Source organism: Thalassospira sp. Z349TD_5 (genome assembly GCF_056173045.1).
In genome coordinates this window covers 1,521,512-1,543,323 of record NZ_CM149654.1, presented here as the reverse complement: position 1 = coordinate 1,543,323, position 21,812 = coordinate 1,521,512, and the positions used below count along the sequence as shown (strand labels likewise).

22 protein-coding genes are annotated in these 21,812 nt (G+C 53.8%); 14 read left to right on the top strand and 8 right to left on the bottom strand.

What is annotated here, in order from left to right:
- The first annotated feature begins 3 nt into the window (after positions 1-3).
- Positions 4-873 carry a 16S rRNA (adenine(1518)-N(6)/adenine(1519)-N(6))-dimethyltransferase RsmA gene (gene rsmA / locus AC0VXT_RS06910; RefSeq protein ID WP_475548046.1) on the top strand — a complete coding sequence of 290 codons (870 nt, stop codon included), beginning with the start codon at positions 4-6 and terminating at the stop codon, positions 871-873.
- Positions 874-897: 24 nt separating this feature from the next.
- On the opposite strand, the gene gmk is transcribed toward rsmA, so the two are convergent.
- Together gmk and AC0VXT_RS06900 are read right to left on the bottom strand one after the other, a co-directional pair.
- Positions 898-1,530, bottom strand: a complete 633-nt coding sequence (gene gmk, locus AC0VXT_RS06905; protein ID WP_022730273.1) for a guanylate kinase — start codon at positions 1,528-1,530, stop codon at positions 898-900.
- A gap of 23 nt (positions 1,531-1,553) precedes the next feature.
- Positions 1,554-2,438 (bottom strand): YicC/YloC family endoribonuclease, encoded by an 885-nt coding sequence (locus tag AC0VXT_RS06900; protein WP_475548045.1) that lies wholly within the window; start codon positions 2,436-2,438, stop codon positions 1,554-1,556.
- Between the two features lie 207 nt (positions 2,439-2,645).
- On the opposite strand from AC0VXT_RS06900, the gene AC0VXT_RS06895 reads away from it, so the two are divergent.
- A complete protein-coding gene (locus tag AC0VXT_RS06895) occupies positions 2,646-3,434 on the top strand; it encodes an SDR family NAD(P)-dependent oxidoreductase (protein ID WP_475548044.1) in 789 nt (262 codons plus the stop codon).
- A 119-nt stretch (positions 3,435-3,553) separates the two neighbouring features.
- Here AC0VXT_RS06895 and mltG read toward each other — a convergent pair whose 3' ends face one another.
- The 6 genes from mltG to AC0VXT_RS06865 form a co-directional block, all read right to left on the bottom strand.
- Entirely contained in the window at positions 3,554-4,528 is a 975-nt protein-coding gene (mltG, locus tag AC0VXT_RS06890; protein WP_475548043.1) for an endolytic transglycosylase MltG, read from the bottom strand.
- A 33-nt stretch (positions 4,529-4,561) separates the two neighbouring features.
- A complete protein-coding gene (gene fabF, locus AC0VXT_RS06885) occupies positions 4,562-5,821 on the bottom strand; it encodes a beta-ketoacyl-ACP synthase II (RefSeq protein ID WP_102785361.1) in 1,260 nt (419 codons plus the stop codon).
- A gap of 87 nt (positions 5,822-5,908) precedes the next feature.
- The gene (locus AC0VXT_RS06880) at positions 5,909-6,145 is read right to left on the bottom strand and encodes an acyl carrier protein (protein WP_022730267.1); all 237 of its coding nucleotides are present in this window, start codon (positions 6,143-6,145) and stop codon (positions 5,909-5,911) included.
- A 169-nt stretch (positions 6,146-6,314) separates the two neighbouring features.
- Positions 6,315-7,055: a 3-oxoacyl-[acyl-carrier-protein] reductase gene (fabG, locus tag AC0VXT_RS06875; RefSeq protein ID WP_022730266.1), complete on the bottom strand. Its 741-nt coding sequence runs from the start codon at positions 7,053-7,055 to the stop codon at positions 6,315-6,317.
- A gap of 43 nt (positions 7,056-7,098) precedes the next feature.
- A complete protein-coding gene (gene fabD, locus AC0VXT_RS06870; RefSeq protein ID WP_475548042.1) occupies positions 7,099-8,040 on the bottom strand; it encodes an ACP S-malonyltransferase in 942 nt (313 codons plus the stop codon).
- 267 nt (positions 8,041-8,307) lie between these two features.
- Complete coding sequence (locus AC0VXT_RS06865; protein WP_475548041.1) at positions 8,308-10,056, bottom strand: chloride channel protein; 1,749 nt, start codon at positions 10,054-10,056, stop codon at positions 8,308-8,310.
- A 491-nt stretch (positions 10,057-10,547) separates the two neighbouring features.
- Between AC0VXT_RS06865 and rpsF the strand changes: the two genes are divergently transcribed.
- The 12 genes from rpsF to AC0VXT_RS06805 all read left to right on the top strand — a co-directional run bounded on the left by rpsF (position 10,548) and on the right by AC0VXT_RS06805 (position 21,782).
- Positions 10,548-10,925 (top strand): 30S ribosomal protein S6, encoded by a 378-nt coding sequence (gene rpsF / locus AC0VXT_RS06860; protein WP_475548040.1) that lies wholly within the window; start codon positions 10,548-10,550, stop codon positions 10,923-10,925.
- Positions 10,926-10,947: 22 nt separating this feature from the next.
- The gene (gene rpsR / locus AC0VXT_RS06855) at positions 10,948-11,181 is read left to right on the top strand and encodes a 30S ribosomal protein S18 (protein ID WP_007090355.1); all 234 of its coding nucleotides are present in this window, start codon (positions 10,948-10,950) and stop codon (positions 11,179-11,181) included.
- Between the two features lie 47 nt (positions 11,182-11,228).
- Entirely contained in the window at positions 11,229-12,167 is a 939-nt protein-coding gene (locus AC0VXT_RS06850; RefSeq protein WP_475548039.1) for a DUF2232 domain-containing protein, read from the top strand.
- A complete protein-coding gene (gene rplI, locus AC0VXT_RS06845; RefSeq protein ID WP_475548038.1) occupies positions 12,167-12,778 on the top strand; it encodes a 50S ribosomal protein L9 in 612 nt (203 codons plus the stop codon). The genes AC0VXT_RS06850 and rplI overlap by 1 nt, the downstream gene beginning before the upstream one ends.
- A gap of 196 nt (positions 12,779-12,974) precedes the next feature.
- On the top strand, positions 12,975-14,513 hold the full coding sequence (locus AC0VXT_RS06840) for a replicative DNA helicase (protein WP_022730259.1): 1,539 nt from the start codon (positions 12,975-12,977) through the stop codon (positions 14,511-14,513).
- Positions 14,514-14,555: 42 nt separating this feature from the next.
- On the top strand, positions 14,556-15,677 hold the full coding sequence (alr, locus tag AC0VXT_RS06835; protein WP_475548037.1) for an alanine racemase: 1,122 nt from the start codon (positions 14,556-14,558) through the stop codon (positions 15,675-15,677).
- Positions 15,678-15,736: 59 nt separating this feature from the next.
- The gene (locus tag AC0VXT_RS06830) at positions 15,737-16,510 is read left to right on the top strand and encodes an MlaE family ABC transporter permease (RefSeq protein ID WP_022730257.1); all 774 of its coding nucleotides are present in this window, start codon (positions 15,737-15,739) and stop codon (positions 16,508-16,510) included.
- 16 nt (positions 16,511-16,526) lie between these two features.
- On the top strand, positions 16,527-17,303 hold the full coding sequence (locus tag AC0VXT_RS06825; protein WP_475548036.1) for an ABC transporter ATP-binding protein: 777 nt from the start codon (positions 16,527-16,529) through the stop codon (positions 17,301-17,303).
- Between the two features lie 73 nt (positions 17,304-17,376).
- Positions 17,377-18,789 (top strand): DNA repair protein RadA, encoded by a 1,413-nt coding sequence (gene radA / locus AC0VXT_RS06820; protein ID WP_475548035.1) that lies wholly within the window; start codon positions 17,377-17,379, stop codon positions 18,787-18,789.
- A 71-nt stretch (positions 18,790-18,860) separates the two neighbouring features.
- A complete protein-coding gene (locus AC0VXT_RS06815; RefSeq protein WP_022730254.1) occupies positions 18,861-19,547 on the top strand; it encodes a CvpA family protein in 687 nt (228 codons plus the stop codon).
- A 64-nt stretch (positions 19,548-19,611) separates the two neighbouring features.
- The gene (gene purF / locus AC0VXT_RS06810) at positions 19,612-21,072 is read left to right on the top strand and encodes an amidophosphoribosyltransferase (RefSeq protein WP_475548034.1); all 1,461 of its coding nucleotides are present in this window, start codon (positions 19,612-19,614) and stop codon (positions 21,070-21,072) included.
- Entirely contained in the window at positions 21,069-21,782 is a 714-nt protein-coding gene (locus tag AC0VXT_RS06805) for an SDR family NAD(P)-dependent oxidoreductase (protein WP_475548033.1), read from the top strand. Before purF ends, AC0VXT_RS06805 begins: the two co-directional genes overlap by 4 nt.
- Positions 21,783-21,812 lie beyond the last annotated feature (30 nt).

Genomic DNA, 21,812 nt, shown 5'->3' with positions numbered 1-21,812 from the left:
AACGTGTCAGAAGACAACACACCATCTGGCAAACTTGCCAATGACTGTTTGCCGCCGCTGCGTGAGGTCATTGCGACCCATGATCTGTCGGCGCAAAAGAAATTCGGTCAGAACTTCCTGTTTGATCTTAACCTGACCGGCCGGATAGCCCGGGCTGCGGCTCCGCTTAACGATGCGACAGTCATTGAAATCGGACCGGGCCCCGGCGGCTTAACACGGGCCTTGCTGTTCAATGGTGCCAACAACCTGACGGTGATTGAGCGCGATCCACGCTGCCAACCGGTTCTTGAACAGATCAGCAATCATTACCCCGACGCATTGCACGTGATTGACGGTGATGCGTTGGATGTCGATGTCACAACGCTTGGCCCTGCCCCGCGTAAGATCGTCGCCAACCTGCCTTATAACGTCGGCACACAGCTTTTGATTAACTGGCTCATGCAGATTGACCAGTTCACCAGCCTGACCTTGATGTTCCAGAAAGAAGTTGCCGAACGCGTCGTCGCCCGCCCCAAGAGTAAAGCTTACGGGCGCCTTTCGGTGCTGTGTCAGTATCTGTGTGATTGTGACATTCTGTTTGATGTCCATCGTAGCGCCTTTACACCACCGCCAAAGGTGACGTCGGCTGTGGTGCAATTGCGCCCCAAAGAAGATCGCGGAACGAAAATCGACCTGACCAGTCTGGCAAAAATCACACAGGCCGCATTTGGCCAACGCCGTAAAATGCTGCGCGCCAGCTTAAAAACGCTCAACATCAATGTGGGTGAATTGCTGGCAAAGGCCGAAATTACGGAAACATCCCGGGCTGAAGAACTCAGCGTTGCAGATTTCGTTCGCCTAACGCAAATCCATGACGAAATGGCCGCTTCGTAAGGAGGCCATTTCCTGGAGTCAGGATCAATCTGTCAGAAGCTTTTTAACAAAGCCCGGCAACCCGGTTTGCCGCGCCCGTTTCACGCGCTCTGCCCCAATGATATGTTCCACATCGGCAAGGCAGCGTTCCAGATCATCATTGATCAGGACGTAGTCGAATTCTTCCCAGTGACTGATTTCAGCACCGGCCTTGGCCATGCGCTTCATAATCACATCATCGGCATCCTGTCCGCGATCGCGAAGACGACGTTCGAGTTCGCCTGACGACGGAGGTAGGACAAACACCGAAACAACGTCATCACCGCCCTTTTCGCGTAATTGACGGGCACCTTGCCAATCAATATCAAAAAGAACGTCGTGCCCCTCTGACAGCGCCTTTTCGACCGGGGCCATCGGCGTGCCATAGTAGTTGCCAAACACTTCGGCCCACTCAAGAAGCTCGTCATCGGCGATCATGTGCTTAAATTCATCAACCGATTTAAAGAAATAATGCGTGCCTTCGTCTTCACCGGGCCGTGATTCACGGGTGGTCGCCGAAACCGACAACGAAATCTTGTGGTCTTTTTCAAGGAGCTGGCGGGTGATGGTTGTTTTGCCAGCCCCTGACGGCGCACAGAAGACCAGCATAAGGCCACGGCGGCTTGCCTGTTCAGTCATATCGCGTTTCCTTCCCTACCCGCTTATTCGACATTCTGGACCTGCTCGCGGAGCTGATCAATGATCACTTTAAGCTCCATCCCGCAATTGGTCAGTTCAATATCATTGGCTTTGGAACATAGCGTGTTGGCTTCCCGATTGAATTCCTGACACAGGAAATCAAGTTTACGGCCAATGGCTCCACCTTTGGTCAACATATCGCGTGCGGCGATAATATGGGCCTTAAGTCGGTCAATCTCTTCGCGAATGTCGGCCTTGGTCGCCAGAAGGGCCGCTTCCTGATGGAGGCGTTCAGGATCAAATTTTCCAGCATCCATCAGTTCGTCGATCTGGCGTTTCAGTCGTTCCTTGATCGCATCTCCGCGCGCCGATGCACAGCTTTCCGCATGGGTAACGGTCACCTCGATATTATCGACATGTCCACGCAGCATCGCATCGAGTTTGGCACCCTCTTCTGCGCGATGTGCATCCATCTGATCAATCGCATCGCTCAAACTGGCAAGGACCGCACCATCACGGGCGTCCCGACTTGCATCATCTTCCTGCGTTTCAACGGTCTCAAGCACGCCGCGCACGTTCATCAAATCCGCAATTGTTCCGGCTGAAAGGCTGCTGGTGTTGTCAAATTCTTCAGCAAGGGAAACCAGTTCAGAAAGCAGTTCCCGGTTAACCTGATAGGTACTTCCGTCCGACGCGCGCACAACATTGAGGGTAACGCCCATATTGCCGCGTTTGAACCGCTTTGACACCGCATCGCGGACCTTGGCTTCAAGGCGTTCAAAACCGCCATTCAAACGCACACGGACATCAAGGCCCTTGCCATTGACACTGCGCAGTTCCCAGGTCCAGCCAAAGCCGTCCGCAGCACCATCTGTGCGCGCAAATCCGGTCATGCTTGATACGGTCATATTTTCATCCAGTCTGATTTCATGTTTGCGTGTTTATAACGGTTGCCCCCAACCACGCCAAGGCCGAACACGGCGCCGATTGAGATAACATCAAACAGTTCCCGACAATATGCTATGTCTGAGCAGTATTTCATAATGCTGCCCCAATGCTGCAGCATGTTCCGCCAAAATAACACATCGACACATCCGAACTGCATACGAGCAACCATGTCATTTCAATACCATGCCATCCTGATCACCGGTGCCAGTTCCGGTATCGGTGCAGCCCTTGCCCGTCAATTTGCCCGTACGGGTGTCACCCTGTTCATCAGTGGCCGTGATCAAACACGCCTGCGACTGGTTGAAAATGAATGCCGTGCTGCCGGTGCTAACGTCTTCGCAGACGTCCTTGATGTCACTGCGCGCGAAACCATGGCGGCCTATGTGTCGCAATGCGACGAGATCGCTGCACTCAGCCTTGTCATTGCTAATGCAGGCATCTCAGCCGGTACAGGGGGCGACGGCGAAAGCCCCGAACAGGTCCGCGATATCTTTGCCACCAATGTTGCCGGCGTGCTTAACACCATTGATCCGGCGATTGAAAAGATGCGCATCCGTGGACACGGTCAAATCGCTGTCGTTGCCTCACAGGCATCCTGGCGGGGATTACCATCCGCCCCGGCATATTGTGCCAGTAAGGCCGCCATTCGCACCTATGGCGAAGGTTTGCGTGGTGCAATGGCCCCATCGGGCATCAAGGTAAACGTCATTTGTCCGGGGTTCGTTAAAAGCCGGATTACCGATGCCAATGATTTTCCGATGCCCTTTTTCATGCAGGCAGACAAAGCCGCACGTAAAATCGTTCGCGGGCTGGAAAGAAACAAAGGCATGATCGCATTCCCGTGGCCGATGAATATTCTGATCAGCATGCTTAAAATGGCCCCGCAATGGGTGCTTGATTTGGCAGCGTCACGCATCCCAAAGAAAACGTCAGGCATTAAGCAAATCGGAAACTAGGTCCCGCCCGGCAGACTTATGCAAAAACCATTCGAAAATGACAAAAGCGGTCTTTTTAAGAGACCGCCTTTTTTATCGATTTTCAGCATCGAACATCGTTTGACGAAGACTAGATTACCTTACTGGCTGTCACGCAGGCGCCGCCATTTGGCAACATTGCGATTATGCTCGTCAAGGGTGCGGGCAAAGGCATGACCGCCTGTGCCATCCGCCACGAAATAAATATCTTCTGTTTCCGACGGATGTAAAACCGCGTAAATCGCATCACGGCCCGGATTGGTAATCGGCGATGGCGGCAACCCGGCGGTGACATAAGTATTATACGGGCTTTCAAAACGAAGATCGTTACGGGTCAAAGCTCGATCAAGACGTTTTTTCGGACTAACCGCATAGGCCACCGTCGGATCAGATTGAAGCCGCATGTTGCGGTTCAGGCGGTTGACAAAAACCCCCGCCACGCGGCCACGTTCGGCCGCCACTCCTGTTTCGCGTTCCACAATCGACGCCAGAACAACCGCTTCGTTAATGGTATCGAATGGAAGCTCCGAATCCCGGCCCGGCCATAGTTCATCGACCAGCGCATCATGCGCAGCTCGCATCCGATCAATGATGCTTTGCTTCGTATCACCGTATGAGAACTGATAGGTTTCGGGCAACAGGGTCCCGTCCTTGGGGATATCGGTGATATCGCCGGTTAGACCATCGACCAGATTGATCCGGTCTATGATTTCTCCTGATCTCAACCCTTCGGGGATGGTGACGAACCGCCGAACGGTCTCACCACTTGCCAAAACCTCCGCGGCCTGACGGGGACTGACCCGGGCGGGAAAATGATATTCGCCCGCACGCAAAGAACGATCCAGCCCGGCAACACGCACCCCGGCCAAAAAGATCAAAGGTTCTTCGACAATCTGTTCACGTTGGAAAATTTCGGCAATGCCGCGCACCCCCGTCCCTTGCGGGATGATGATGTCGCTACCCTGCACAAGTTTGCTTGGTGATGTGTATTGCACATAAACATACACCGCCGCCCCACCAATGGTGAGAGCGGCGGTGATGCATAAAAAGCCAAGAACAAGCAGAAAACGCTTCAAGGGATAGCTCCCGGTAAGGTTGGATCTGCTGTTTTAGACGCTCTTGAACACCAGCGATGCGTTGGTACCGCCAAAGCCGAACGAGTTCGACAATGCGACATTTACCTTACGCTGCTTGGCTTCAAGCGGAACCAGATCCATACCTTTGCAGGCTTCAGACGGATTTTGCAGGTTCAGGGTCGGTGCAACCACACCTTCGTAGATCGCAAGGATCGAGAACACAGCTTCAATCGCGCCAGCCGCACCCAGCAGGTGACCGGTTGCCGATTTCGTCGATGACATCGAAAGTTTCGATGAGTGATCACCAAACAGGCGCTTGACCGCACCCAGTTCAATTTCATCACCCAACGGAGTCGACGTACCATGAGCATTCACATAGTCGACGTCTTCCGGGTTCACACCGGCATTGCGCAACGCATTGCGCATCGAGCGGAAACCACCATTCCCATCCGCAGCCGGAGCCGTGATGTGATAGGCGTCGCCCGACATACCGTAACCGCCGACTTCGGCGTAAATTCGTGCACCACGTGCCTTGGCGTGCTCGTATTCTTCAAGCACCACACAACCAGCACCTTCGCCCATGACGAAACCGTCGCGTCCTTCGTCCCACGGACGGGATGCTTCGGTCGGGGTATCGTTGTAACCGGTTGAAAGTGCACGGGCAGCCGCAAAGCCAGCCATACCAAGACGGCAAACAGCAGCTTCTGCACCGCCAGCAACCATCACATCGGCATCACCAAGCATGATCATGCGCGATGCGTCACCAATGGCGTGGGCACCGGTCGAACATGCGGTAACAACAGCGTGGTTCGGCCCTTTAAGACCGTGTTTGATCGATACCTGGCCAGAGACCAGATTGATCAGGCAAGACGGAATGAAGAATGGGCTTACGCGGCGGGTTTTGCCATTATTAACCAATTCTGTGGCTTCAGAGATCCTTGGAAGACCCCCGATACCTGAACCAATCAGAACACCAGTATTTTCCTGATCTTCGTCGGTTTCAGGTTTCCAACCGGAATCGGCAAGAGCCTGATCGGCCGCAGCAATCCCATAGACGATAAAATCGTCCATTTTCTTCATGTCTTTAACAGAGACATGATCTTCCGCGTTGAAAAGTCCGTCACCCTGACCACGTGGCACAAGACCCGCGATCTTTGCAGGGATATCGGACACATCGAAAGTATCGATGTTCTTGATTCCAGATTGGCCAGCCAGCAGTTTCTGCCACGTGTTCTGTGCGCCGCTTGCAAGCGGTGTAACAGCACCAATACCGGTAACAACTACGCGTCTCATCCCGCACTACGCCTTTATTTTATGAATCCAGCAAAGACGAAAAGGGCGCCTGAGGATGCCCTCTGGCGCCCATGTCTCACAGCAAAATTAGCTGTTAGCTTTTTCGATGAAGTCAATCGCGTCTTTGACGGTCAGAATTTTCTCGGCTGCGTCATCAGGAATTTCACAACCAAATTCTTCTTCAAACGCCATAACCAGCTCGACAGTGTCCAGGCTGTCTGCGCCCAGATCGTCGATGAAGCTGGCGTTTTCAGTGACCTTGTCTTCTTCAACACCGAGGTGCTCGACAACGATCTTCTTCACGCGATCTGCGACATCACTCATAGCTCAAATCCTTCAATAGGTTTTCTGTCAGTTATCGTTTGCGTGGTCCCGGTCTGCTCCCCCTATTGAAGGAACTTCCTGGGACCGGAAACCGACAATACCCATTGCCGGTTTCAAGATTTTTTATAGCGGCCTCTTTTAAACAGAAAAGCAAGCAACCCGCAACGGGTTAAATCATCGCCATTCCGCCATTCACATGCAAGGTCTGTCCTGTGACATATGAAGCTTCGTCACTGGCAAGAAACAGAACCGCAGCTGCGATCTCTTTGCTGTCGCCCATGCGACCGGCAGGAATACCTGCCAAAAGTTTCTCTTTCTGTGCATCACCGAGCTCTTCGGTCATTGCCGTGGTGATGAACCCCGGTGCAACACAGTTAATCGTAATACCGCGCGCAGCAACTTCCTGTGCCATCGATTTTGACCAGCCAATCATGCCTGCCTTCGCCGCCGCGTAGTTTGCCTGTCCCGGATTCCCCGTGACGCCAACAATCGACGTAATGTTGATGACACGACCATGACGGCGCTTCATCATGCCACGCAAAGAATTCCGTGCAAGCTTGAATGCAGATGTCAGGTTCACATCAAGAACCGCCTGCCAGTCTTCGTCTTTTAGACGCATCGCAAGCTGATCTCGGGTAATGCCGGCATTATTAACCAGAATATCAAGCTGACCACCAAGGGCTTCTTCAGCCGCCTTGATCAAACCGTCAACCGATTCTGTATCCGAAAGGTTCGCTGGAACAACAACGGCGTTTTCACCGATCTCGGCAGCAACCGCTTCGAGACGTTCCGCACGGGTCCCCGACAGAGCAACCTTCGCACCGGCCTGCGCCAAAACCTTGGCGATTTCGCCACCAATGCCACCCGTGGCACCAGTTACAAGTGCGGTTTTCCCTGCAAGATCAAACATAAACTTTCTTTCCCTTTTTGGGTTCGTCGTGGTCACGACACTCTTACAAAGTGCCGAGGAATGCTTCGATATCAGCCGGTCCATTAACCGAAGTGCCGGTCAGGTCGCGGTCGATACGACGTACCATTCCCGTCAAAACCTTGCCCGCGCCAATCTCGACAAGATCGGTAATACCCTGTGTCTTCATATAAAGAACAAACTCGCGCCAGCGCACGGTCCCGCAAACCTGCTCCACAAGGAGTTTACGAATGGTTTCCGGATTGTCAGTTTTTTCTGCCGTGACATTCGCAACAACCGGTTTACCGGGCGCATTCATCGCCACTTCGGCAAGGGCCTCAGCCATACGATCAGCAGCTGGCTGCATCAACGAGCAATGGAACGGCGCAGACACCGGCAGAAGAACGGCGCGCTTGGCACCTTTTTCCTTGGCAATTTCAATCGCGCGTTCAACAGCGGCCTTATGACCAGACACCACAACTTGTCCATTGGCATTGTCATTCGCAGCGGTGCAAACTTCGCCCTGTGCGGCTTCCTCAGCTACGGCAACCGCATCGGCAAAGTCCAGCCCCAAAAGGGCTGCCATCGCACCGACACCAACCGGAACTGCGGCCTGCATGGCCTGACCACGAATTTTCAAAAGACGTGCCGTATCGGCAACCGCAAAAGTCCCCGCCGCAGCAAGTGCTGAATACTCACCAAGCGAATGCCCCGCGACCAGATCGCATTTGTCGGTCAGCGTGAAGCCACCTTCGTTTTCCAGAACGCGGGTAATAGCAAGACTGACAGCCATCAGCGCAGGCTGTGCATTTTCCGTCAGGGTCAGTTCATTTTCCGGCCCCTCAAACATCAGCGCGCTTAGTTTCTGTGAAAGCGCGTCATCAATTTCCTGAAAAACTTCGCGGGCAACCGGGAATGCATCCGCCAGTTCCTTGCCCATACCTACCGCTTGCGACCCCTGACCGGGGAAAACGAGTGCGCGTGTCATTATACTTAATATACCTTTGTCAGCTTATGCGAAGGCTGCGCCGAATATCGGCCCCTCAAAATTGAGGCCCTCTTGATACCCTGCCCGCCCCGACTGTCAAGAACAGATACGGCTTTTTGGCTCGTCACATACACACCTTGACACCAAGGTGGCAGGAAATTTCATGATTTCAAGTCAAAAGGCAGCGAACATGTATGACATGCTCGCTGCCTTTCTCGAAGGATTGTCTATCGTGCAGCGCACAAATTCGTGCACTTTATGAACTGATTAGCCGATATAGTGCTGCATGCTTGAAACAACGCTGTCAGCGATATGCGACTTTGTAATCACGCCGCGAATATCGTCCTGACGTGGCACCCCGCGGCACGGTCTGACGACGACAGCGGCACGTGCCTTACGGCGTTCCATGCGCTTGATCACGTCATACATATTCATATCATCAACCACGACAACGAAGTCTTCCTTGATCACTTCCTTAAGGGCCTTGTGTCCCTGATCGCCTGCAACCGCGTACAGCGCCGTGACGTCAGGAATAACACCTGCAATACGGCCCCCTTCCATCACAACAAGCGGTTTTGCCACAGGTGATGGACCAATCTTATCAATCGCCTCAGAAACACGTAAAGATGCATCGATATAAATCTGATCGGATGTCATGATTTCGCGCACCGGGTGGACCATGAACATATTGCTGTGACGTTCTTTGGGAATGTGACGCCCGCGCAACACAAGCTTGGAGGTATAAATCGTCTCAGAGATGATCATCCGGCGGAAGCCAAGCGCAATCGCAACCGCGACAACCAGCGGCACAATAATATTATAGTCGCGGGTCATCTCGAAAATCATGATGATCGCTGTCATGGCCGCACCAGTGCCCGCTGCGACAACGCCGCCCATACCCACAAGCGCAAATTCAACCGGCGTAATGCCCGCATCCGGGAAGATCATGTTGCCGACAACACCAACAGCAGCCCCAAGGGTCGCACCGACAAACAACGACGGCGAGAAAACACCACCAGAAGCCCCAGAACCAATGCTGACAGATGTCGCATAAAGTTTGGCAAAGAACAGGATCACCAGCAACGGCAAGGACGTCATCGTTCCACGCAGGATTTCCTGAATGACCCCATACCCCACACCGTCAACATAGTAATTGCCGCCCGTCAGCAGCAAAACATACATCAGAATGCCGATCGACAGCATACCAACAGCATGACGGGTATAATCGTTGCCCGGCATCTTTTTAAACAAGGTGCTGGTTACCAGCATCGAACGGATCAACGCCCAAGCCGCGATCCCACACAACACACCAAGGACGACATAAACAATCAGCGCCTGAAGATCGACGGCCGATACCTGTGGCACGGCGGCCAATGGCACCTCGAACGCGGGGGCCAAACCAAACGAAATGCGCCCGATATAGGTCGCCGCCCCGGTGGCAATCACGACCGGCAGGAATGTGCGCGTTGAAACTTCTGGCATCATAAGCTCGATGGCAAACAGCACCGCACCAAGTGGCGTATTAAATGTTGCCGCAATTCCGGCCCCGGCCCCGGCGGCAAGCAATGTGATGCGTTGCCCGGTTTGCAAGTTGAACATTTGCGCAATGCTTGAGCCCAGCGACGAGCCGATCTGAATGATCGGGCCTTCACGACCAACAGAAGCCCCGGTCCCAATGGAAAGCGAAGATGCAACCGACTTGACCAACGCCACCATCGGGCGAATACGGCCCTGTTCAAAATAAATGGCGTTCATCACCTCGGGCACCCCATGGCCTTTGGCTTCTGGCGCGAACGTATTAACAAGAAAAACAACGAACAAACCACCGATGACCGGCACCAGAATGACCAAAGGGCCCCAGGTGCTGGGCGCTGTCAGCAGGTTTGCATCATAATTAATGGAAAAGACGCCGTAAAAGGCGACGTTATGAATAAGCGCGACAAGCGCACGGAAAACAACCGCGCCATAACCTGTGACCACACCGACCACAAGCGCCAGCATACAAAGACTTAGCATAGATGCCCTGCGTGAGGACGCAGCATCAATTGAGGGTTCTACCATTACAAAACCACGGGTAATAAAAGACAATGCTTTGGTTCGGCATTAACACACAAAACACCCGCCCCGTTTTGGTATAATGGCCTCCCTGATTTCAACGGGGACAACCAACAGGAAGCGAGAATTACCGGACCAGCGAATGCTAACAGGCCTACTCTCTTGAACTTTTTGTTTCAAGTGTGAACCACTTCACGCATAACCGACCTTAGGAAAGTGCAACTCTTACAAAGACGTGCATAGAAGACTGAAACATACGCAAACGCACGCGTTGCGTCCAAATTGCGATCCTGACGCCTACTTGTGGAAAAGGTGTATTTGGCGTTGCACTAATGGGCGAAAAGTGTATATTCCGCCGTCTCACGGCTCCTTGCCGGGATTGCCCGGCTATGCCTGCATGACATGAGGTCATGTTGGGAAGAGATAAGCCACAAGGAGTGATTAGGAGTATTATGAGCAAGTACGAAAGCGTGTTCATCGCACGTCAGGACTTCTCGACCGCACAGGTCGAAAGCCTGAACGAAAAGCTGGTCCAGACCGTTGAAGGTCTTGGCGGCAAGATTGCTAAAACCGAATATTGGGGCCTGCGTTCCCTGACATACCGTGTCAAGAAGAACCGCAAAGGCCACTATACTCTCTTCCAGATTGAAGCCGACCACGCAACGATCGCGGAATATGAGCGTCAGATGCGCCTGAACGAAGACGTTCTGCGTCAGATGACTGTCAAAGTTGACGAGTTCGAAGAAGAACAGTCAGCAATTCTGCGTAACCGCGACGAGCGCGGCGGTCGCGGCGGTCCCCGTCGTGGCGGTCCCCGTCAGCACGGCTAACAGATAGCGAGGAGAATATATTATGGCTGGACGTCGTCTGTTTTTCCGTCGTCGCAAAACCTGCCCGTTCTCGGGTGCGGATGCGCCGAAGATTGACTACAAAGATGTCAAACTGCTGCAGCGTTTCGTTTCCGAACGCGGCAAAATCGTTCCGAGCCGTATCACTGCGGTTTCGGCCAAGAAGCAGCGCGAACTGGCAAAAGCCATTAAACGTGCACGCTTCCTGGCGCTGCTGCCTTATTCCGATCAGGTTTAAGTCAGTCGGCAAGAGACCCGTTTATGGTCTCGGGTCGGGAGTAAATAATGCAACGTGACACCCTTATAGCTATTGGCTCGGGACTTGGCAGTGCCGTCCTGTTTCTTCTGGTTCTCTCGGGTAATCCGGTTGCGCTATTACTTTCATATTTCGGGCATCTGCCGCTTTTCCTTACGGGATTGTGGCAAGGGCCCAAACGCCTGCTGGTTGCGGCATTTGCCGCATGTAGTGCCCTTGTTCTTTTGGGGGGATTACTGCCTTTCACGGTCTTTATAGTCGTGTTTGCCGGACCAGCGATGTTGTTGACCCGCATGGCGCTGGTCATTCGGAAGGATCAAAACGGCAATCTTGCCTTTATTCCTTCTGGAGTTGTCGTAAGTGCCATGGCCGTCATGGTCGCGACGGTGATGATTATCATTACCGGAACACTGACGGCGGAAGGTTTGGACATTCAGGAATTCGTTTCGCAATTCCTGAGCCAGATATACTCGGAAATGGGCGTCCCTATGACGTCTGATGTTCAGGGTCTGATTGGTATGTTCAAGATTTACTTCCCGGCGATTGCTGCGGTGAGCTGGCTTCTTATGCTGTTTGCCAATGCAACAATCGCACAGGCAATTTTGGTACGTGCAGGCAAAAACCTGCGTCCGACACCAAAAATGGCAAGTTTTGCCTTGCCTGGATGGTCGCTATTTGCGTTTGCCGTGGCTGGTTTTACGGTCGGCTTTGCCGATGGTTCACTAGCCTATGTGGCGCGAAACGTCGCGGTGGTACTGGCAGTGCCGTTCCTGTTTCAGGGATTGGCGCTGGTACACGGGCAGGCAGCCCGATGGCCGCAAAAACGTATGATTCTGACGGTGTTCTACATCGTCGCGGTTCTGTCTAGTTGGTCGTTTGTTGCGATCACCGGACTTGGAATTGTTGAGCATTTAATCAGGCTGCGGGGGAAAGAACCGATGACCCGTAGCAATGAGGAGGATCGGTGATGGAAGTTATTCTGCTCCAGCGGGTAGAAAAACTCGGTCAGATGGGTGACGTAGTCACTGTCAAGCCGGGCCACGCCCGCAACCGCTTGCTGCCGCAGGGCATGGCCCTTCGTGCAACCAAAGCAAACCTTTCCGTGTTTGAAGCACAGAAAGTACAGCTCGAAGCTGACAACCTTGATCGCCGCAAAGAAGCCGAAGCGGTTGCCGAGAACATGGGTGAACTTGCTGTTACCCTCGTTCGTCAGGCATCCGATGTTGGCCAGCTTTACGGTTCGGTAACTGCACGTGATATCTCGACCGCAGTAACCGATGCAGGTTTCACTGTTGCCCGTACCCAGGTTGTTCTTGATCAGCCGATCAAAAACCTTGGTCTGCATCAGGTCAAAATCAATCTGCACCCGGAAGTCGCTGTCGAAGTGACCGCCAACGTTGCACGTTCCGAAGAAGATGCCGCTGAACAGCTCCGTAAAGGTGCTGCTGTTCTTGGCACGATCGAGGAAATGGAAGCGGAAGAAGAAGAAGCTCTCGAAGCTGCTGAAGAACTCTTCGAAGAAGAAGTTCCTGAAGAAGCTTCTGCAGATGCTCCGAACGAAGAAGACAGCAAAGCGTAATCGCTGGTCTTTTTCGACGCATTTTGGGAAACGGCATATCCACCCGGATATGCCGTTTTCTTTTTGCCTACTTTGGAAAGTTGCCGAAATTCAATAATTTGTTTGAATCGCGACCTCTGCGGTTACGGAATACCCGCTATGATGTATACCGATTAACTCTTTGCCGCCAACCAGATGACTGATACCTTTTCCGCCCATGACAGATCCCAACTTAGACGCCCTATTTGCTCCTCTTGATGTAGACCATGGTGACGGCGCCGATATGGTGCTCGAACGCATGGCTCCGCATAACTTCGAGGCAGAAGCAGCCTTGCTCGGCGCGGTGCTCAATAACAACGCCGCCTATGAGCGTGTGTCTGATATCTTGCGCCCGGAACATTTCGCCGATGGCCGCCACGGCAGCATTTTTGAAGCCTGCGGCAAGCTGATCGAGCGCGGACAACTGGCCAACCCGGTCACGCTGAAAGCCTTTTTCAAGCAGGACGAACATCTGGCCGAAATCGGCGGTGCGCAATATCTGGCCGAACTGTCAAACAATCTTGTCTCAGTGATCAATGCCGGTGACTACGGCAAGCTGGTCTATGACCTGTATCTGCGCCGCGAGCTGATCGAGCTTGGCGAAGATGTGGTCAATGACGCCTATCAGTACGAACTTGATACGGACGCAACCAACCAGATCGAAAAAGCCGAACAAAAACTGTTCTCTCTTGCCACTGCGGGATCAGCTGAATCGGGTTTTGTCGCCTTTGGCCCCGCATTGGCCAAGGCCTATGAGAATATCGATCACGCCTATAAGAATGCCGGGCGTGTGGTCGGTGTCACAACGGGTTTGCGCGACATTGACCGCAAACTTGGGGGGTTGCATCCTTCTGATTTGCTCATCCTTGCCGGGCGTCCGTCGATGGGTAAAACAGCCCTTGCGATGAACATCGCCTTTAATGCCGCCATCGCATCCAATCAGAACCGGGCACAGGGCGAAGACACCCGCGACGAAATCCGTACGGGTGCAATTGCCGTCTTCTCGCTTGAGATGGCCGCAGAACAGCTTGCCGCACGTTTGCTGTCGCAAGCCGCCGAGGTTTCTGGCGATAACATGCGCCGTGGTGACCTTAACGAGCAGGATTTTGAACGCCTGTTGTTGGCAACCCAGGAACTCAACACAGTTCCGCTGTATATCGATGATACACCGGCCCTTCCGGTATCGACGTTGCGCACACGCTGTCGCCGCCTGAAGCGTCAGCACGGCCTTGCGATGATCGTCGTCGATTACCTGCAACTTCTGGCACCACCGACCAACTTCCGCGGCGATGGCCGTGTACAGGAAGTTTCGGAAATCACCCGTATGCTCAAGGCAATTGCCAAGGAGCTTGAAGTCCCCGTTCTGGCCCTGTCACAGCTATCCCGTGCGGTCGAACAGCGCGACGATAAACGTCCGCAGCTTTCTGACCTTCGTGAATCCGGCTCGATCGAGCAGGACGCCGACGTTGTGATGTTCATTTACCGTGAACAATATTATCTCGAACGTTCCGAACCGGTCCAACGCCCGGAAGAAGCCACCGATAAATTCGGTGAACGCTATTCGCATTGGCAGGACCGTTTGAACCACGTCTACAACACCGCAGAGGTTATCGTCGCCAAGCAACGTCACGGCCCGGTGGGCAACGTGCGTTTGTTCTTTGACGGGAACTACACCAAGTTTGGCGACCTTGATCACACCGAAGAAGAACATGAATAGGGATCGTTTCCGTCCCTAAACTGACTCCACGGGGTAATTCGAATGACTGTTTTTCCCGCCGTCGGCCGTGCTGCCGAGTGCGCGGAACTGCAAATCAATATGAAAGCAGTTGCCGACAACTATAAGACTTTGGCCAAGCGCTATACCGGTCGCACCTGTGGTGCTGTGGTAAAGGCAGATGCCTATGGCCTTGGTGCGGATATGATTGTGCCGGTCCTCAAAAAGCAGGGCTGCCGTCTGTTCTTTGTCGCCCAGGCCAACGAAGCCGCCGAGCTTTTCCCGCTTCTGCGGGGCGGCGGACGTATTGCTGTTCTCAATGGCGTTTTACCCGGTGACGAGGAATTCTTTATCGAGAATGATGTCATTCCGGTTTTAAACGACCTTGAACAGATCGAACGCTGGTCAAACCTGTGCCGCGAACACGAACGTCCGGCACCGGCCTTTATCCACCTTGATACCGGCATGAGCCGCCTTGGCCTGTCGCCCCAGGACGTCAGTGATCTGGTTGATCGGTATTCATCGCTGCTCTATGGCTTTGAAAAGGCGGGTTATATGACCCACCCGGTCGCCGCAGACGAACACGAAAACCCGATCACCAAGCGACAGTATGATCTGTTCATGAAGTGGTATCGCCGCCTTCCACCTGCACCGCGTGGTTTTTGCAATTCATCGGCCATCTTCCGTAACGATGACTACCATCTGGAATTCTGCCGTCCGGGCGTTGCACTTTGGGGCGGGAATCCAACCCCCGAAGCCGAAAACCCGATGCGGTCAGTTGTGACCCTCAATGCCAAGATCTTGCAGATCCGCGAAATTCCAGCCGAACAGACTGTCGGATACGGCGCATCGTGGAAAGCCGCGCGCAAGTCGCGCATCGCAACCATTGCCGTTGGCTATGCCGATGGCTGGCTTCGGTCGTTGTCCAATGCCGGAAAACTTAAGATTAAGGGGCATGAAGTCCCCTATGTTGGACGGGTCTCGATGGATGCCATAACGGTTGATATTACCGATCTTCCGGGTAAACCGCTTAAGAGTGGCGACATGGTATCGTTGCTTGATGAGAACATGACGGTTGACGACGTTGCATCTGCTGCTGGTACAATAGGTTATGAAATTCTAACTTCTCTTGGACATCGCTATCGTCGAGTTTATACAGAAAGCTGAATGATAAAAAACGGTCAGCCAGAATGAGCTGACCAATAACAGGGGTAATCAAGGTTCCGATGCCGATCTTTGCGCCGGTTGGCCGTATGTTTCTTTCGTTTTTGGCTCTTGTCGGGCGTGTCACGGTTTTTGCCGGGCGTACCATTGGCCATATGATTGCCCCGCCGATCTATTTCCGGCTTATTTTCAAACAAATGCGTGAAATTGGCTATTTCTCCTTGCCGGTTGTCGCGATGACAACCCTGTTTGCCGGGATGGTTTTGGCCCTGCAGTCCTATTCAGGGTTTTCACGATTTTCTGCCGAAAGTGCGGTCGCGACGGTTGTAGTCATTTCCATGACCCGCGAACTTGGCCCTGTTTTGGCCGGACTGATGGTTGCCGGGCGCGTTGGTGCGGCGATTGCCGCAGAAATCGGCACCATGCGTGTCACCGAACAGATCGACGCGCTGGTCACCCTTTCGACCAATCCGTTTAAATATCTGGTGGTGCCGCGCGTGATTGCCGGATTGATCACCCTGCCAATTCTGGTCCTGATCGGCGATATCATCGGCGTTCTGGGCGGATATCTGGTCGGTGTGAACAAGCTTGGCTTTAACGAAGCATCCTATATTCGCAGCACCTTCCAGTATCTTGAACAACTTGATGTCGTTTCCGGTCTGGTCAAGGCGGCTGTGTTTGGCTTTATCATTACCCTGATGGGCTGTTACCACGGTTATAACTCACGGGGTGGCGCACAGGGCGTTGGTCAGGCCACCACCAATGCGGTCGTATCAAGTTCAATCCTGATCCTGATTTCGAACTATGTCGTCACCGAACTGTTCTTCACCCGCTAAGGACAGAAAACATATCATGAGCACCCCCGCCAAAATATCCCTGCGCAATGTTCACAAGGCCTTTGGGTCCAAGAAGGTGCTGCAAGGGGTTGATCTTGATGTCGCATCCGGTTCCTCGGTTGCGATCATTGGCGGCTCGGGCACGGGAAAATCCGTTACCCTGAAATGTATCTTAGGCCTTCTGACACCCGATCAGGGATCCATCACCATCGATGGTCTGGATATGACGACCGCCAGCCGGTCCGACCATGAAGCCATGCTGGCCAAGACCGGCATGCTGTTTCAAGGGGCCGCCCTGTTTGATTCGCTTTCTGTCTGGGAAAATGTTGCCTTTGGCCTGATCGAAGGTAAAGGCATGAAACCCAAGCTTGCCCGCGACCTTGCGATTGCGCGACTGGCAGACGTCGGGCTTGACGCCGATGTTGCCAATCTGTCGCCAGCATCCCTGTCAGGTGGCATGCAAAAACGCGTTGGTCTTGCACGCGCCATTGCGACAGAACCGGAAATCCTGTTTTTTGACGAACCGACCACCGGCATTGATCCGATCATGGGCGATGTCATTAATGATCTGATTGTCAAATGCACCCGGGAACTGGGCGCAAGTGCCGTCACCATCACCCATGACATGGCCAGCGCGCGCAAGATCGCGGATCGGGTTGCCATGCTCTATCAGGGTAAGATCATCTGGGATGGGCCAGTGTCGGAAATCGATCAGACCGACAACCCGTATTTGCAACAGTTCGTTGCGGGTGATATCGAAGGACCACTTGATCTTGATCTCAAACATCTTTGATCTAGCCTGACATACCTGCCCTTCATCCCGTCTTACGTTTTTCGACGTTTTCTTATGATCTGCGGAGCATTCAGTGGCCAAAACCCAAAGCCGTTTCATCTGCCAGAACTGCGGTGCCGAATATCGCAAATGGACCGGCCGATGCGAAGGCTGCGGCGAATGGAACAGCATCGAAGAAGAACGGGTTGAAAAAGGCCCCAAGGCCGCAGGCGGTATTTCCGGTGGCGCTAAAGGCAAGACCATCGATTTCGTCGCCCTTGAAGGCGAGAGTGCAAGCCCACCACGCATGATCAGCGGCATTGCCGAACTTGACCGTGCGTGTGGTGGTGGTCTGGTGCCGGGATCAGCCCTTTTGGTTGGCGGTGACCCGGGCATTGGTAAATCGACCATCCTGCTTCAAGCCGTCGGTGCAATGGCCGCAAAACACAAATGCGCCTATATCTCGGGCGAGGAAGCCATTGATCAGGTCCGCATGCGCGCCGCCCGTTTGGGGCTTAGCAAAACCAAGGTCGATTTTGCCGCCGCGACCAGCCTGCGCGACATCATTACGACCTTAGAGGCCAGTTCACACGAAGTCGTGGTCATTGACTCGATACAGACCATGTATGCCGACACGCTTGATAGTGCGCCCGGCACCGTATCGCAGGTCCGCGCCTGTGCTCTGGAACTGATCCGTCTGGCCAAACGCCGGGGCTTTGCCATCCTTCTGGTTGGCCACGTGACAAAAGAAGGCCAGATTGCCGGTCCGCGTGTTTTGGAACATATGGTTGATACGGTTCTGTATTTCGAAGGCGAACGTGGCCACCAGTTCCGTATCTTGCGCGCAGTGAAAAACCGTTTCGGTGCCACCGATGAAATCGGTGTATTTGAAATGGGTGATGCCGGTCTGGTCGAAGTTCCCAATCCATCCGCCCTGTTTTTAGCTGATCGCGACAGCCCCGTAAGCGGCACCGCCGTCTTTGCCGGACTTGAAGGCACCCGCCCGATGCTTGTCGAAATTCAGGCACTGGTCGCACAATCGGCACTTGCAACCCCGCGTCGTGCGGTTGTCGGTTGGGATTCGGCCCGTATGAACATGATTTTGGCCGTCCTTGATGCCCGGTGTGGCTTGGCATTGGGTCAGTTTGACGTGTATCTAAACGTGGCAGGTGGCTTGCGCGTGGGTGAACCGGCGGCTGACATGGCGGTTGCTGCCGCCCTGATTTCGGCTGTGGCCGATAAGCCGGTTCCCAATGAAACCGTGATTGTCGGTGAAATTGGTCTTTCGGGCGAGGTCCGCCCGGTCGGGCAGCTCGAATCGCGATTAAAAGAAGCCACCAAACTTGGCTTTGGCAACGCCTACATCCCGAAAAATGGCATGCAGGCCAAGAAAAAGATGTCGATCAAGGGCCTCAATCAGACTGAAATCAGTCATCTTCAGGATTTGGTAAACCTCTTCGGCGACGATGTCCGCGACAAGGTGCGTCCACGCGAAGGCATGTATTAACCTGCCTTTTGCCTTAAACGCGCCGAAGCCCCAGACAGATATGCAGACAGACTGACAAGGTTTACCGATACATGGATTTCTCCGCCCTCCCCGATCTTGGTGCACGCGATGTGTTTGACCTTGTCATTGTCGGCATTGTGCTGGTGTCGGGTATCTTTGCCTTTTTCCGCGGATTTATTCACGAAACCCTGTCGATGATGGGTTGGCTGGGCGCTGGGCTTTGCGCACTGTATGGTTATCCGGTTGCGCGGCCCTATGTCCGCGATTTGATCCCGTCTGAACTGATTGCTGACCTTGCGACCGGCATCGGCCTGTTTTTAATCTCGTTCCTGATTTTCTCGTTCATCAGTGGGCGCATCGGACGGGCAGTGCAAAATTCCGGACTGGACAGCCTTGATAGTACGCTTGGCTTTGTTTTTGGTCTGCTGCGCGGCGGATTGATTGTCTGCGTCGCCTTTCTTGCCCTGTCGTGGTTGCTACCTGCCACCTCACAACCAGACTGGGTGCGCGATGCCCGTACGCGTCCGGTTCTTGAGGAAGGTGCCTTCCTCATTATGCGCATGGCTCCTAACGAAATTTTCGATACCACAGCCGAAGAACTGGCGCGCGCCCAGCGTGACGCCGATGCAAACGAGCAAACCTACCGCCAACTTCTGGGTCCGGAACCAAAAGGGACTGGACCAGCGCCCCTAAACGGGTATACAAGGCCCTCGCGCGATGATCTGGATCGCCTGATTGAGGCGACCACTAACGAGTGAGGCGTGTGGGTATCGCAAAGAGTGCGGCATCCCTGCGCCACCGGCGAGAGAGCGGAACCCACTCATGCTAACCACCAATCCATTTGATGACGACAAGCTGCGTGAAGAATGCGGCGTTTTCGGTGTTTTCGGATCCCCAGATGCCACTGCATTGACGGCCCTTGGCCTTCATGCTTTGCAGCATCGCGGACAGGAAGCAGCAGGCATTGTATCGTACGACGGCGAAGATTTCCCTGCACACCGGGCCTCTGGTCAGGTCGGTGATATCTTTGGTTCGGAAGACGTAATCAAAAGCCTGCCCGGCCACCGTGCTGTTGGCCATGTGCGGTACTCCACCGCCGGCGGCAAAGGCCTTCGCAATGTTCAGCCGCTGTTTGCGGATTTTGAATTTGGCGGACTTGCCATTGCCCACAACGGCAACCTGACCAACTCGCTTGCAGTACGGGAACGTTTGGTCAAACGCGGCTCCATCTTCCAGTCGACCTCGGACACCGAGACCTTCATTCACCTGATCGCGACCAGCCTGTATGAAAAGATCGTTGATCGACTGATCGATGCGATCCGTCAGGTCGAAGGCGCTTATAGCCTTGTCGTCATGACCCAGAAAAAACTGATCGGTGTGCGTGACCCGCTGGGTGTGCGTCCGCTGGTTCTGGGTAAATTGAATGACGCCTATATCCTGTCCTCGGAAACGGTTGGGCTTGATATCGTTGGCGCGGAATTCATCCGCGACGTCGAACCGGGCGAAGTTGTCGAGATTACCGACAATGGCGTTCGATCAATCAAACCTTTCAAGCCGGTCAAATCGCGGTTCTGCATTTTCGAGCATGTCTATTTCGCCCGTCCCGACAGCATCGTCGAAGGCACAAGCGTTTATGACGTGCGCAAAAACATTGGCCGAGAACTGGCCCGTGAATCCGCGATTGAGGCCGACGTTGTCGTGCCGATCCCCGATTCCGGTGTGCCGTCTGCCCTTGGATACGCAGAAGAAAGCGGCATTCCCTTTGAGCTTGGCATTATCCGTAACCATTATGTCGGTCGTACCTTTATCGAACCAACCGATCAGATCCGCCACCTTGGCGTGAAGCTGAAACATAACGCCAACCCTGGCAAGCTTAAGGGTAAGCGCGTTATTCTGGTTGATGACTCGATCGTGCGCGGCACCACCTCGACCAAAATCGTCGATCTGGTGCGCAACGCCGGTGCGGCAGAGGTGCATATGCGCATCACCAGCCCGCCGACCATGAACCCGTGCTTCTATGGTGTTGATACCCCGTCCAAAGACAAACTGATGGCGGCCAATCACGACATTGAAAGCATGGCAAAGCTTATTGGCGTCGACAGTTTGGCCTTTGTCACGATTGATGGCCTGTATCGTGCGACCGGTCTTACCGGCCGTGACAATGACAGCCCGGAATTCTGTGATGCCTGCTTCACGGGTGACTACCCGATCAAGCTCACCGACCACACTGCCGAAAACAAGGGCCGTAAACTCAGCCAGCTGGTCGAAAGGCAATCTGCATGACGGATGTCAAACGTCTTGAAGGACGCGTTGCACTGGTTACCGGTGCATCGCACGGGATCGGTCGTGAAATCGCCAAGCGGTTCGCCGCCGAGGGCGCACAGGTTGTTGCTGTGGGTCGTAACGTTGGCGCGCTTGAGGAACTTGATGACGAAGTCCGGGAAGCCGGTGGCAAATTGACCTTGCTGCCGCTTGATCTGACGATGTTTGAAAAGATCGATATTCTCGGCCCGTCACTTTATGAAAAGTTTGGCAAGCTCGACATCGTTGTCGGCAATGCTGCCCTTCTGGGTGAACTGGCCCCGGTCGGTCATATCGACAGTCAGATATTCCAGAATACTTTTGCCACCAACGTTACGGCAAACTTCCACCTGATACGCACAACGGACAAGCTTTTGCAGCTCTCTGACGCGGGGCGGGCAATTTTCGTGACCTCGAACGCCTCGGCAAAGGGACGTGCCTTCTGGGGGCTTTATGCGTCCACCAAGGCGGCATTGGAAAGCCTCGTGCTGTCCTATGCTCAGGAAATGGAAGAAACGTCTGTACGGGTCAATCTGGTCAACCCGGGCCGTATCCGCACCAAAATGCGCGCAGAAGCCTACCCGGGCGAAGACCCACAGACGTTGCCAAGTGCTGACAGCATCATGGATGTCTTTGTCGATCTGGCCGCAAGCGATTGTACCAAACACGGCGAAGTTGTCAACGCGTACTAAAGCATGTTGCTTTAAGCACGGACCACACAC

Bases quoted from the DNA above. Each gene is read 5' to 3' on its own strand.
- AC0VXT_RS06840 (WP_022730259.1), top strand. From the start codon at position 12,975: ATGACAGATCCCAACTTAGACGCCCTATTTGCTCCTCTTGATGTAGAC.
- purF (WP_475548034.1), top strand. From the start codon at position 19,612: ATGCTAACCACCAATCCATTTGATGACGACAAGCTGCGTGAAGAATGC.
- AC0VXT_RS06805 (WP_475548033.1), top strand. From the start codon at position 21,069: ATGACGGATGTCAAACGTCTTGAAGGACGCGTTGCACTGGTTACCGGT.
- AC0VXT_RS06830 (WP_022730257.1), top strand. From the start codon at position 15,737: ATGCCGATCTTTGCGCCGGTTGGCCGTATGTTTCTTTCGTTTTTGGCT.
- rpsF (WP_475548040.1), top strand. From the start codon at position 10,548: ATGAGCAAGTACGAAAGCGTGTTCATCGCACGTCAGGACTTCTCGACC.
- fabD (WP_475548042.1), bottom strand. From the start codon at position 8,040: ATGACACGCGCACTCGTTTTCCCCGGTCAGGGGTCGCAAGCGGTAGGT.
- alr (WP_475548037.1), top strand. From the start codon at position 14,556: ATGACTGTTTTTCCCGCCGTCGGCCGTGCTGCCGAGTGCGCGGAACTG.
- fabF (WP_102785361.1), bottom strand. From the start codon at position 5,821: ATGAGACGCGTAGTTGTTACCGGTATTGGTGCTGTTACACCGCTTGCA.
- gmk (WP_022730273.1), bottom strand. From the start codon at position 1,530: ATGACTGAACAGGCAAGCCGCCGTGGCCTTATGCTGGTCTTCTGTGCG.
- fabG (WP_022730266.1), bottom strand. From the start codon at position 7,055: ATGTTTGATCTTGCAGGGAAAACCGCACTTGTAACTGGTGCCACGGGT.
- AC0VXT_RS06895 (WP_475548044.1), top strand. From the start codon at position 2,646: ATGTCATTTCAATACCATGCCATCCTGATCACCGGTGCCAGTTCCGGT.
- AC0VXT_RS06865 (WP_475548041.1), bottom strand. From the start codon at position 10,056: ATGCTAAGTCTTTGTATGCTGGCGCTTGTGGTCGGTGTGGTCACAGGT.
- AC0VXT_RS06815 (WP_022730254.1), top strand. From the start codon at position 18,861: ATGGATTTCTCCGCCCTCCCCGATCTTGGTGCACGCGATGTGTTTGAC.
- AC0VXT_RS06880 (WP_022730267.1), bottom strand. From the start codon at position 6,145: ATGAGTGATGTCGCAGATCGCGTGAAGAAGATCGTTGTCGAGCACCTC.
- AC0VXT_RS06825 (WP_475548036.1), top strand. From the start codon at position 16,527: ATGAGCACCCCCGCCAAAATATCCCTGCGCAATGTTCACAAGGCCTTT.
- rpsR (WP_007090355.1), top strand. From the start codon at position 10,948: ATGGCTGGACGTCGTCTGTTTTTCCGTCGTCGCAAAACCTGCCCGTTC.
- AC0VXT_RS06850 (WP_475548039.1), top strand. From the start codon at position 11,229: ATGCAACGTGACACCCTTATAGCTATTGGCTCGGGACTTGGCAGTGCC.
- AC0VXT_RS06900 (WP_475548045.1), bottom strand. From the start codon at position 2,438: ATGACCGTATCAAGCATGACCGGATTTGCGCGCACAGATGGTGCTGCG.
- rplI (WP_475548038.1), top strand. From the start codon at position 12,167: ATGGAAGTTATTCTGCTCCAGCGGGTAGAAAAACTCGGTCAGATGGGT.